This is a genomic window from Devosia sp. (assembly GCF_028290625.1).
GTDB lineage: Bacteria > Pseudomonadota > Alphaproteobacteria > Rhizobiales > Devosiaceae > Devosia.
Map to the genome: position 1 here is coordinate 187497 of NZ_JAQGJM010000020.1, position 12216 is coordinate 199712.

Annotated in this window: 9 protein-coding genes and 1 pseudogene; 1 reads left to right on the top strand and 9 read right to left on the bottom strand. The window is 63.5% G+C overall.

All coding sequences use genetic code 11. From position 1 onward, the window contains the following. Positions 1-12: 12 nt before the first annotated feature. The 7 genes from JWR51_RS11345 to JWR51_RS11375 form a co-directional block, all read right to left on the bottom strand. Positions 13-1179: a M20 aminoacylase family protein gene (locus JWR51_RS11345; protein ID WP_299747432.1), complete on the bottom strand. Its 1167-nt coding sequence runs from the start codon at positions 1177-1179 to the stop codon at positions 13-15. Positions 1180-1199: 20 nt separating this feature from the next. After that, positions 1200-3044: an ABC transporter ATP-binding protein gene (locus JWR51_RS11350; protein WP_299747434.1), complete on the bottom strand. Its 1845-nt coding sequence runs from the start codon at positions 3042-3044 to the stop codon at positions 1200-1202. Between the two features lie 11 nt (positions 3045-3055). Beyond that, complete coding sequence (locus tag JWR51_RS11355; protein ID WP_299747436.1) at positions 3056-3871, bottom strand: ABC transporter permease; 816 nt, start codon at positions 3869-3871, stop codon at positions 3056-3058. Positions 3872-3876: 5 nt separating this feature from the next. Continuing rightward, complete coding sequence (locus tag JWR51_RS11360; RefSeq protein WP_299747437.1) at positions 3877-4818, bottom strand: ABC transporter permease; 942 nt, start codon at positions 4816-4818, stop codon at positions 3877-3879. Between the two features lie 86 nt (positions 4819-4904). Further along, complete coding sequence (locus JWR51_RS11365; RefSeq protein WP_299747439.1) at positions 4905-6452, bottom strand: ABC transporter substrate-binding protein; 1548 nt, start codon at positions 6450-6452, stop codon at positions 4905-4907. A 175-nt stretch (positions 6453-6627) separates the two neighbouring features. Next, positions 6628-8280 carry an amidase gene (locus JWR51_RS11370; protein WP_299747441.1) on the bottom strand — a complete coding sequence of 551 codons (1653 nt, stop codon included), beginning with the start codon at positions 8278-8280 and terminating at the stop codon, positions 6628-6630. A gap of 12 nt (positions 8281-8292) precedes the next feature. Continuing rightward, the gene (locus JWR51_RS11375) at positions 8293-9021 is read right to left on the bottom strand and encodes a FadR/GntR family transcriptional regulator (RefSeq protein ID WP_299747443.1); all 729 of its coding nucleotides are present in this window, start codon (positions 9019-9021) and stop codon (positions 8293-8295) included. A 234-nt stretch (positions 9022-9255) separates the two neighbouring features. On the opposite strand from JWR51_RS11375, the gene JWR51_RS11380 reads away from it, so the two are divergent. After that, complete coding sequence (locus tag JWR51_RS11380; protein WP_299747445.1) at positions 9256-10221, top strand: acetylxylan esterase; 966 nt, start codon at positions 9256-9258, stop codon at positions 10219-10221. Between the two features lie 51 nt (positions 10222-10272). Here JWR51_RS11380 and JWR51_RS11385 read toward each other — a convergent pair whose 3' ends face one another. Both JWR51_RS11385 and JWR51_RS11390 read right to left on the bottom strand, forming a co-directional pair. Further along, positions 10273-12066 carry an ABC transporter ATP-binding protein gene (locus JWR51_RS11385; protein WP_299747447.1) on the bottom strand — a complete coding sequence of 598 codons (1794 nt, stop codon included), beginning with the start codon at positions 12064-12066 and terminating at the stop codon, positions 10273-10275. A gap of 1 nt (position 12067) precedes the next feature. Continuing rightward, positions 12068-12216, bottom strand: a pseudogene (locus JWR51_RS11390) (glutathione ABC transporter permease GsiD); the annotation flags it as partial.

Below are 12216 nucleotides of genomic sequence, written 5' to 3' on the forward strand. Positions count from 1 at the left end.
AGAATAGCAGTTTCAGACGGCGGGCATCCGGGTTTCGACCAGCTCGGCCCAGTAGGATGCTCCGGATGGAATGGCCTCGTCGTTGAAATTGTAGAGCGGGTGGTGCACGTCGGCCGTATCGCCGTTGCCGATCTGGATGTAGGCGCCGGGGCAAGCCTCGAGCATATAGGCGAAATCCTCGCCACCCATGATGGCCGGTGCGTCGACCACCGGCAGGCCTGAAACACGCCGGGCCACGGCAGCGGCGAATTCGGTTTCGGTTTCGGCGTTGACCATCGAGGGATAGCCCGGCTCCCACACGGTCGTGGCACTGCCGCCAAAGACGGCCGCAGTCTGGCCGGCGATGGCGATCAACCGTTCCTCGGCCATGGCGCGAATAGCTTTGTCGAAGGTGCGCACGGTGCCCCGCAATTCGATGTGCTCGGGAATGACATTGTAGGCATCGCTCTCGGTGCGGAAGCTGGTGACCGAGACAACCACCGACTGCAGAGGATCGGCGTTGCGCGAGGCAATGGTTTGCAGTGCCAACACGATATGGCTGGCGATCACGGTGGTGTCGATCGTGGCATGCGGCTTGGCGGCGTGGCCGCCCTTGCCCTTGACGTCGATGGTGAAATTGTCGGTCGCCGCATAAAAGGCGCCTGGCCGGATCGAGAAGCTGCCGACCGGCAGGCCGGGCTGGTTGTGCATGCCGTAGATTTCCTTGATCGCAAACCGCTCGATCAGGCCATCCTTGACCATGGCTTGCCCACCGGCGCCGCCCTCCTCGGCAGGCTGGAACACGACCGCGACAGAACCATCGAAATTGCGCGTCTCGGCCAGGTATTTGGCGGCGCCGAGCAACATGGCGGTGTGGCCGTCATGGCCACAGGCATGCATCTTGCCGGGCGTCTTGGAGGCATAGGCAAGGCCGGTGGCTTCCAGGATCGGCAGCGCGTCCATGTCGGCACGCAGGCCCACGACATGGCCGCGCGTGTTCATGCGGCCCTTGATCACGCCCACCACTCCAGTGCGCCCGATGCCTTCGACCACTTCGTCACAGCCGAATTCACGCAGCTTGGCGGCCACCGTCGCCGAGGTCCGGTTGGTGTCATACATCAGCTCGGGATGTTCGTGAATATCGCGGCGCCACGCGGTGATTTCGGCATGCAGGTCGGAAACGCGGTTCTTGATCGGCATTGTCTTCTCCTGTCGGAATGTTAGTTCTGTTCTTGCAGTACGAAATGGCCGGGGCTCACTTCGTCATAAGTCGATGGGGTGGGCGTGTAGCCAACCGGGAACACCGGCGAGGGAATGGCGCGGAAGCTGCGGTCATCATGCAGTCGGCGTTGGCGCGGATCGGCGATCGGGACGGCGGCCAGCAGTGTCCTGGTATAGGGATGGCGTGGGTTCTCGAATACATCGGCACGAGTGCCGAGCTCGACGATGCGCCCTAGATACATCACCCCGATATGGTGCGACACCCGCTCGACCACGGCCATGTCATGGCTGATGAACAGGAATGACAGGCCCAGATCGCGCTGCAGCTGCATCATCAGGTTGAGGATTTGCGCCCGCACCGAGACGTCGAGCGCTGAAACCGCCTCGTCGGCGACGATCAGTTTCGGATTGGTTGCCAAGGCCCTGGCGATGGCGACGCGTTGGCGTTGCCCGCCCGAGAGTTCATGGGGAAAGCGGCGCATGAAGGCGCGCGGCAGTTCGACCCGGTCGAACAGGTCGGCCACCATGTCATCGAGCGCACTGCCCGAGGCGATGGCGAAATTGATCAGCGGCTCGCTAACTTGGTCGCGCAGGCGCCGATAGGGATTGAGCGAGGCGAAGGGGTCCTGGAACACCATCTGCATGTCGCGGCGGGCGCGGCGCAGATCGGCCGTCCGGAGCGCCCGGACATCCCAGCCGTCGAGCGTGACGGAGCCGGAATGTGCCTCGATCAGGCGCAGGATGGAGCGACCGGTGGTCGACTTGCCGCAGCCCGATTCCCCGACCAGCGCCAGCGTTTCCCCGACATTGACGGAAAAGCTGACATCCTCGACTGCGTGCACATTGGCCACGGTGAGGCGCAGGGGACCGCCCTTGACTGGGAAGCGCGTGGTCAGGTTCTTGACCTCGAGCAATACTTTTGGGGTGCGCGCGGCTTCCGTGGTGGTTTCGGCGATCGGGGCTGCCGTCGCGCCCATGATCGGCATCGGCTCCGGTGCGGTCTTGCCGGCCATGGCGCCGAGCTTGGGCACGGCCGCGAGAAGGGCGCGGGTATAATCCTCGCGCGGGTTCTCGAAGATCTCGTTGACCGGACCTTCCTCGACGATTCGGCCGCGATACATCACCACGACGCGGTCGGCCATCTGCGCCACCACCGCCATATCGTGCGTGATGAACAGCACGGCCATGTTGTTTTCGCGTTTGAGGCGGTCGATCAGGCCCAGGATTTCGGCCTGGATGGTGACGTCCAGCGCCGTAGTTGGCTCGTCGGCAATCAGCAGGCGCGGCTCGCACGCCATGGCCATGGCGATGACGACGCGCTGGCGCATGCCGCCCGAGAGTTCATGCGGATATTGCTTGAGGCGCCGTTCCGGCTCGGGGATGCGCACCGATTGCAGCAGCTCCAGCGCCTTGGCACGCGCTGCGTCGCCGCTGAGGCCCTTGTGCACCTGCAGACCATCAGTGAGTTGCCGCTCGATGGTGAACACGGGATTGAGCGAGGTCATCGGCTCCTGGAAGATCATGCCGATTTCGTTGCCGCGGATCGAGCGCATCTCATCCGGACTGGCCCTGGTGACGTCGATGACCTCGCCGCTGGCACGGGTGAATCGCAGGCTGCCGCCGGTAATGCTGCCGCCGCCGAATTCGACCAGGCGCATTAGCGACAGTGAGGTCACCGATTTGCCCGACCCGCTCTCGCCCACGACGCAGACCGTTTCGCCTGGCCGGATGGCGAAGCTGACATCCTCGACGCCGACCACGGTGCTGCCGTCAATTCTGAACTCGACGCGCAGGCCCTCGATGGACACCAGCGGGGAGGGGGCGGCAATCGTCGTATCCAGCATAGCGGGCTCCATCATCTTGCCCTCGGGTCGAGCACATCGCGCAGCACGTCGCCGAACATGTTGAGGCCGAGCACGGTCAGCGCAACTGCAATGCCAGGCACCAATGCGGTCCAGGGTGCAACGTCGAGATAGTCGCGCGAAGCCTGGATCATCAGCCCCCAGGACGATTGCGGCGGTTGGGTGCCGAGGCCGAGGAAGGACAGCCCGGCTTCGGCGAGGATGGCGAAGGCCAGGCTGATCGTGGCCTGCACGATGATCTGCGGCATGATGTTGGGCAGGATGTGCCGGATGATCATCTGTACGTCATTGGTGCCCGAGGCCCGGGCCGCCTCGACATAGGGCATCTGGACCACGCGCAGCGCTTCGCCGCGCACGATACGGGCCAGGAACGGGGTGAAGGCGATGCCGATGGCGATGATGGTGTTCTGCAGATTAGGCCCCAGCATGGCGCTAATGGTCAGGGCCAATAACAGGGCAGGGAAGGCCAGCATCGTATCGACCAGTCGCATCAGCACATTGTCGACGTGACCACGGGCGTAGCCCGAAATGAGACCGAGCGGCAGCCCGATGACAATGCTGGTGATCACCGCCGCCAGAGCGATGGTCAGCGAGGTCTGCGCGCCGAGTACGACACGGAAGAACAGGTCGCGCCCAAGCTGGTCGGTGCCGAACGGGTGGGCAAATGTGGGTCCGCTGAGCCGGGCGCGCATGTCCATGCGGGTGGCAAAATCGGCGGGAACAAGCCACGGTCCGAGAATGGCGACCAGCAGGACAAGGCCCAATAGAGCGATACCGATGAGGCCCTTGGTGGTGAGAAAACGCTTCACTGCACTCACCCCAGCCTGACGCGTGGGTCGACCAGCAGATAGAACAGGTCGACGAGGAAATTAGTCAGCATCACCACGGCGGCAATCACGAAGACCGAGGCCTGGATCAGCGGCACGTCACGGTTGAGTAGCGCCTGATAGGTCAACCAGCCCATGCCGGTATAGCTGAACAGGGTTTCCACCACGATGATCGAGCCGAACAGATAGCCGATCTGCAGACCGGCGATGGTGGCTACCGGGCCGATGGCATTGGACAGCGCATAGCGCCACACCACCGTGCGCTCGGACAGGCCCTTGGCGCGGCTGACCCGGATGAATTCCTGGCCCAGAATGCCCACCATGGTTGAGCGGGTCATGCGGGTGAGATGCGCCATTAGCCCGAGGCCCAGCGCCAATGCTGGCAGGAAGGCGTGGTAGATCGATTGACTGAAATCCTCGCCGGGATCGCTGAACCCGCTGGAGGGAAACCAGCCCAGGGTGCGGGCGAACAGCAAGATCAGCATGATGCCCCAGAAGAAGTCGGGCAGGCTGACGCCGAACAAGGCGGCGCTGGAACTGACCGTATCCTGCCACTTATCGCGATGCACCGCCGACCAGACCCCGAGCGGCACGGCCAAGGCCAGGGCAATGGTCATGGACATGACCACGATGATGGCGCTGGCGGTGGCCTTTTGCAGCAACAGGGTGGCGATCGGCACCTTGAAAATCAGGGAATTACCCCAGTTTCCGGTCAGCATGCCGCCGATCCAGTGGGCATATTGGATGTAGATCGGATCGTTCAGCCCAAGCGATTGCCGCAATCCGGCCAAGGCCTCGGGATTGCTCTGGGTCCCCATGATCATCATCGCCACGTCGCCGGGCAGGATATTGGTCACGGCGAAGGTGATCATCGAGATCAGCAACAGCGTCAGCAGAATAGAGAGCGTGCGATTGAGGAAATAGCTCATGCGGCCTGCCTGGATAAGGGTCCGTCAAGATTGGCCGGTCCGCACAAGCGGGCCGGCCGGAGCGAAAGACTATTTGGCGAAGGCGATCAGGCCTTGAGCCAGACCTTGTGGAACTGCAACGCGTTGCCGTTTGGATGCACGAGGGTATCGAGCCCGCCGACGCTGGTCTGCGCCGCGGCCGAGCCGTTGCGGAACCAGATGACCACGTCGAGCGCCTCGTCGAACACGCGCTGCTGCACCTGCTTGTAGATGTCGGCGCGGGCGGTGCCGTCGACCGTCACGCGGGCGCGGGTCACCAGTTCGTCGATGACCGGATCATTGATGTGGCGATAGTTGAAGCCGCCGGTCGAGTGATAGAGGCTGTAGTAGAGGAAGTCGGATTCCCACAGGCCGAAGAAGTTCATCATCGACATCTCGAAGTCCTTGTCGGTCCACACCTGGCTCAGCCAGTCGGCCCAGGTAAGCTGCTCGATGGTCAGCTCCACCCCGGCTTCGCGGAACCACTCGACCAGGATCTGCGCCGCTTCGATGTGGTAGGGATAATTGGTCGTGGCCTTGAACACGATCTTGAGCGCGCCCGGGGCATAACCAGCTTCGGCCAGTAGTGCCTTGGCGCCTGCGATATCCTGCGGGCGGTTGACCAGGGCGGTGTTGTAGGCCGACGAGGTCGGATAGCTCGGCGACGCCGTGATCTTGCCCTGGCCCCAGAGCGCGCCCTGCAGCAACAGTTCCTTGTCGATCACCATGTCGAAGGCCTGGCGGACCTTGGGATTCTTGAAGGGCTCGAAGTCATTGTTCATGTTGATGAAATCGAAGTTCAGCGGGAACCACGACACCGTCTGGAATGTGGTGTCGCCCTTGATCTCTTCCATCCGGTCGGGCGGGATGTCGTTGATCATGTGCAATTCGCCGGTGCGCAACCCGGTCAGGCGCACCGTCGGCTCGGTGATCTCGCGGGCGACGACGCCATCGAGATAGGCCGGGCCATCCCAATATTCGTCGAACCGCGCCAGGGTGACGGCATTGCCGGCCTCATAGCTGACGAACTTGAACGGACCCGCGCCGGTCGGTGTGGTGCCCTGGATGTCGCCGGAATCCTTGGGCATGATCACCCCGGCGCCGTTTTCGGCGAGACGGGCGAGGAACGGCGCGTTGACCTGGCTCATCTTGATGACCAGCGTCATCTCGTCGGGCATTTCCATCGAGGCGACATTGTTGAACACCTCGAAGTTGACCGCACCCGTTGCCGGGTCCTTGCAGCGCTCGAACGAGTATTTGGCGTCGGCCGCCGTCATCGTCGCACCGTTATGGAATTTGACGCCTGGCCGCATCTTGAAGGTATAGGTCAGCCCGTCGGGGGCTTCCTCGAAGCTCTCGGCAAGGCCTGGGATGACGTTGAGGTTGGCGTCGACCGTCACGATCGAAGAGTGCACGTTCTGCAGCACGCGGCTGGTGGAGGCGGTGCCGGTCTGGTGCATGTCGAGGTTCTGCACCGTCTCGGAGTGACCCCAGATCAGCGTGCCGCCCTTGACCGGCGTCTCCTGTGCCACGGCCGAAAGCGTGGTGAGGTTGGTGAACACGGCGGTGCTGCCCATGAGGGCGGCGGTCGAAATCAAAAAATCCCTGCGCTTCATGATAGATTTCCTGCGGTTGGAGATATCGGCCGGTGCTCCGGACGAATAGGCGAAAGACAATCGGTCCCGCTGCTTGCGGGCTTCTGCTGACGCGCCCGGCGGTGCTCCGCTCAGGCGTCTCCTCCCTCAGGCTCGTTAGCGCCGGCCGCCTCGGGCGATCGACGCCATGGTCGGATCAGGCGGTAAAGCCCGGGCGGCGGCTGGCGACATCCAGTTCCCGCTCCAGCGCCATGCCGAGATTGAGGATCGTCCCCTCGTCAAACAGCTTGCCCCACAGCGAAATGCCCTGCGGCACGGTAAAGGTTGGGCCCGATGTGTTTTCGTCGCCCAAAGTGATGGTGCCCGAGCCGAGTGAGGCCAGCCCGCGCGAACCCACATCCAGGAACCCGGCGCGCAGGTGCAGACACGGATGGCCGGTGAAATTGCTGGCGACCAGCATTGGTCCGGTCATGAATGGCCCGATCAGGGCGTCCACCTCGTTGAACACGCCGTCGAGCGCCTGCATCACCTGATAGCGCAGCCGGTCGAGCTGGATATGGTCGACCGCCGAGAGGAACCGCGCCTTGCGGAACGTGTTCGGCCAGGCGCCGTCGTCCTGCCAGGTCAGCGTGTCGTCGCGCCCGCTCAGCGTCAATTCCTCGAACGCAGCCGCCGCCTCGGCATAGAGGACGTTCATCAGCGCGCCATAGGGCAGGTCGGGCAGGGTGACTTCCACCACCTCGATGCCGAGATGGCGAGCCGCCGCCAGCGCCGCATGATCGACTTCCGTGGCGCCTTCCCCAAAGGCGTCGGCAATATAGCCCAGCTTGATGCCGGCGATCCCTGCCGTGGCATCGAAATTGAACGGCGCGTCGATCGATGAGCGATCCGCCAGATCGCCGCCATTGATCGCTGCCAAGACGATCGCAGTGTCTTCCACCGAGCGGCAGATCGGCCCGACCTTGTCGAGCGACCAGCACAGCGCCATGCCACCGGCGCGAGATACGCGCCCGAACGTGGGACGCAAGCCCGTTGTGCCGCAGCGCTGGCTCGGGGAGGTGATCGAGCCCAGCGTCTCGGTGCCAATGGCAAAGGCGCAGAGCCCCGCGGCGGTCGCCGAGGCTGAGCCGGCGCTGGAGCCGCTCGATCCTTCATTCAGGTTCCACGGATTGCGGGTGACCCCGCCATACCAGATGTCGTTATAGGCCAGCGCCCCGAGGGTCGTCTTGCCCAGAAGCACCGCACCGGCCGCGCGCAGCATGCCCACGATGGTCGCATCGGTCTCCGGCACGCGGTCGCGGAAAGGCTCGGCGCCCCAGCCGGTGACGATGCCGCGCGTATCGAACAGATCCTTGAGCCCATAGGGAATGCCGTGCAGTGGCCCGAGGTTGACGCCGACGCGCAGCAATGCGTCGGCCGCATCGGCTTCGGCCAATGCCCGTTCGGGTGTGACCATGGCGAAACATTCGAGCTTGGGATCCAGCAGTTCGATGCGCGCCAGATAAATCTCGGTCACCCGCCGGCTGGTCAATGTGCCCGCGCCGAGCCAGGCTGAAAGCTGGGTGATGGGTGCGAAGGCGATGTCCTCGTCACTGTCGGGGACTGCGACGGCGGCGGGCGCGCTGAATCGTGTTCCCTTGGCCGAAGGCAAGCTGAAACCGGGCAGACGCGGATCGAAGCGCGATGCCATCGGCACGGCATTGTCGAGCGGCGTCGCGCGGCGTAGCGCTGCCGAGGCAATCTGGCCCTCAAGATTGTCCAGCATCTGCTGCCGCTCGCTGGCGCTGTAGGCCACGCCCAGCACCCTTTCCGCCGCTTCGATATCGCTTGTAGTCAGCGGCTGCGTCACGTGGCCTGCTCCTTAGAATTGGGCGAGATATGGGATTGGGGTCTGCGGCGGCGTGCCGTGGAGCTTGGTGAGATTGCCCATAAGGGTAGACAAGTGCGAGTGCATGGCGCGGCCGGCGACGTCCGCCTGGCCCGCCTCGATCGCGTCGATGATGGCGCGATGCTCGCTGTCGCTGACCTTGAGCGTTTCGAGCGAGCGCGCCTTGGCCCGCACCTGGCGCCAGGATTCGCTGGCGCGCACTTCGTCGAGCAGGGCAAACATCGTCATCAGCGGACGATTGTGCGAGCACTCGGCGATCAGGCGGTGCAGCGCCCCATCCCACAATTCCGTGGTGTCGGCGTCGCGTGACTCGGCCACGCGGCCCGCCAGATGGCGCATGCGGGCGATATCCTCGGGCAGGGCACGACTGGCGCAGAGCGAAGCCAGCATCGGCTCGATGCAGAGCCGCGCCTCCATCACCTGTATCGGGGTGGTATCGCCAACGAGCGCCGCCGCCATGACGCCGGTGGGATCGGGTTCACGGCCGGCGAAAGTTCCCTTGCCCTGCCGCCGCCAGACCAGCCCTTCGGCTTCTAGGGACTCGATGGCCAGCCGCACTGCACGCCGGCTGACAGCCAGATTGACGCAGAGTTCACGCTCCGTCGGCAGGCGGCCTTCGGCGCCCAGCGCACCGCTCCTGATGAGATCCATCAAGCGGGAGCGCACGATCAGAGAATTGTTTGTGACGCCCCGGTTATCCATCTGCCCCAGCAGCTCTGAACCAATTTCACATTGGTACAAACCTTAACGCGGCGTCAAAACGAGTCAATGGCTAATTTTATGGCGAGCGAAATTTTTTGGCGTAATTTGAGGCAATCGCCATCTCCAAAAATAGATGCGGACGGGGGGCAAAGCGTAACCAGCGATTTCTTCCATCCTATGGAAATCCGTCCCGTCCCGGCCTATCGTCCGTGCCATTGCCATCGAGGGAAGCGCATGCCGTTTAACGATCTGATCCAGCCGCAGCTAAGCGGCTATCAAAGTGCTGTAGAAACGCCGAAGGATTTTGCCGAGTTCTGGAGCTCGACCATTGCCGAAGCGCGCTCGTTTGGCGGCGAAGCGACTTTTGAGAAAATGGCGCTGACGCTCAAGCTGATCGACGTGTTTGACGTCACCTTTCCCGGCTTTGGCGGTCATCCGATCAAGGGTTGGCTCATGCTGCCGGCCGGCAATACCAAGCCGCTGCCGCTCCTTGTTCAGTATGTCGGCTATGGCGGCGGGCGTGGCTTTCCGCACGAAGGCCTGTTTTGGGGGGCATCGGGCTATGCCTATTTCCGGATGGATACCCGAGGGCAGGGCAGTTCCTGGAGCAAGGGCGATACGGCCGATCCGGTCGGCTCGACGCCGGCCCATCCCGGATTCATGACCCGCGGCATCCACTCGCCACAAGACTACTATTACCGACGCGTGTTCACGGACGGCGTCCGTGCCATCGACGCGCTGGTCGATCACCCTGCGGTGGATGCCAGCCGGATCGCGGTCGTCGGCGGCAGCCAGGGGGGCGGGATTTCGCTCGCCGTAACCGGGATAGATGCTCGCGTCACCGCGCTGATGGCCGACGTGCCATTCCTCTGCGATTTCCCACGCGCGGTCGGTCTAGCATCACGCGACCCCTATGGCGAAATCTCCCGCTATCTCGCCACCCATCGCGACAGGGTCCAGCAGACTTTCACCACGCTGCGCTATTTCGACGGTGTTTGTTTCGCCCGGCAGGCCAAGGCCCCGGCGCTGTTTTCAGTCGGCTTGATGGACGATATCTGCCCGGCATCGACGGTCTATGGGGCATTCAACGCCTATGCCGGCGCGGACAAGACCATTGTCGACTATGCTTTCAACAATCACGAAGGCGGGGGCGCGTTCCAGGAAACTGAACAGATGCACTGGTTGGCCGCGCGGTCTTAAAGCACCAGTTCGGGAGCATCCAGGCCGGTGATCTGGAGTTCGCTTCTGCCGTCATGAGAGTTCTGCCACCAGGTGCCCATCTCCAACATCGCGGTAAATGGCTGAAGGCGGCTCATAGGAAAATGGCCGCACAGAGCTGGGAATGTCGCCTGTGAGAAGGCTGAAGGGTTTTTTCTCGCGGGTCGGATCGGGGACAGGCACGGCCGCTATCAGCGCCTTGGTGTAGGGGTGCTGCGGGTTATCGAACACCTGGGCGCGGGTGCCCACTTCAACGAAGCGGCCAAGATACATGACCGCGACCCGGTGGCTGATCTGCTCGACCACGCCCATGTCGTGCGAGATGAACAGATAGGCGATGCCGGTCTCGTTCTGGATGTCCTGCAACAGATCGAGCACCTGGGCCTGGATCGAGACGTCGAGCGCCGAGACACTTTCATCGGCGACGATGATCTTGGGGGACAGCGACAGGGCGCGGGCGATGCAGATGCGTTGGCGCTGGCCGCCGGAAAATTCATGCGGATACCGCTCCAGCAGATCGGCGGAAAGGCCGACACGCTTGAACAGATAGGCGACGCGGTCGGTCAATTCGCTGCCGGTGGCCAGGCCATGAATGCGCAGCGGTTCGGCCACCAGGTCGCCGACGCGCATGCGCGGATCGAGCGAGGCGAAGGGGTCCTGGAAAATCATCTGGATATCGCGACGAACCGGCTTCATCTGGTCGGTGCGGAGGCCTTGGGTATGGGTGCCGGCAATGCGAACATCGCCTGTGAACGGCACGAGGTTGAGCAACGCCTTGCCCGTGGTGGACTTGCCGCAGCCGCTCTCGCCGACTAGCGCCAGGGTTTCGCCGGCAAACATCTTGAAACCGATGCCCTCGACGGCGTGGACACGGCGCTCGACGCGACCGAAGAAGCCGGAGCGGATGTCGAAACGCACGGTGAGGTTGTCGACTTCAACCACCTCCTTGGGCGCTGTCTGCTCCGACGTCCGAACCGAACGCTTCGGCATGGTCGTGCCGGTCATTTCGCCCAATCGGGGGACGGCCGCGAGCAAGGCTTGGGTGTAGGGCGCCTTTGGCATGGCGAAGATGTTGCGTACCGGGCCGGCCTCGACGGCCCGACCATCCTTCATCACCAGCACGCGGTCGGCCATTTCGGCGACTACGCCCATGTCGTGGGTGATCAAGATCACCGCGGTGCCGGTCTCGGCCTGCAGCTTGCGGATCAGGCTGAGGATCTGCGCCTGCACGGTAACGTCGAGCGCCGTGGTCGGCTCGTCGGCGATGATGAGCTCCGGGTCAAGCGCAAGTCCCATGGCAATCATCGCCCGCTGCTGCATGCCGCCGGAAAACTGATGGGGAAAGGCTCGTGACCGCGGCCCCGCGTCGCGGATGTGGACGGCCTCCAGCAGGCGAATCGCCGCGTCTTTGGCGCGGCCGAGAGAAAATCCCCTGTGCAGTTCAAGCGGTTCGCCGACCTGGCGACCGATCCGCATGGTCGGGTTGAGCGCTTGCATCGCATCCTGCGGAATGAACGCGATGCGGTCGCCGCGCAATGCGCGCATCTCGCCTTCGTTGAGGGCAAGGATCTCGGTATCGCCCAGACGGATGCCGCCCGAGACAACTTGTGCCCGCTTGGGCAGCATCCGCAATGCGCTCAGCGCCGTCAATGTCTTGCCGCTGCCCGATTCACCGATCACGCCGACGATCTCGCCCGGCCAGACGTCGAGGGAGACATCGTCTACGACCCTGTTCTCGCCCCCGTGCCGTGAAAAGGCGACGGACAGGCCACGGACGGAGAGCGTCGGGCGGCGGTCGGTGCGGGCATGTTTGCGCTCGGTGCTCATGTCAGTCCTTCAAATGGGGGTCGAGGACGTCGCGAAGCCCGTCGCCGATGAAGTTGAAGCCGAGAACACAGAGGAAGATCGCCATTCCGGGCACGATGCTGAGCCAGGGCGCCTGGGACATGAAACCGCGCCCAGTGTTCAGCATATTGC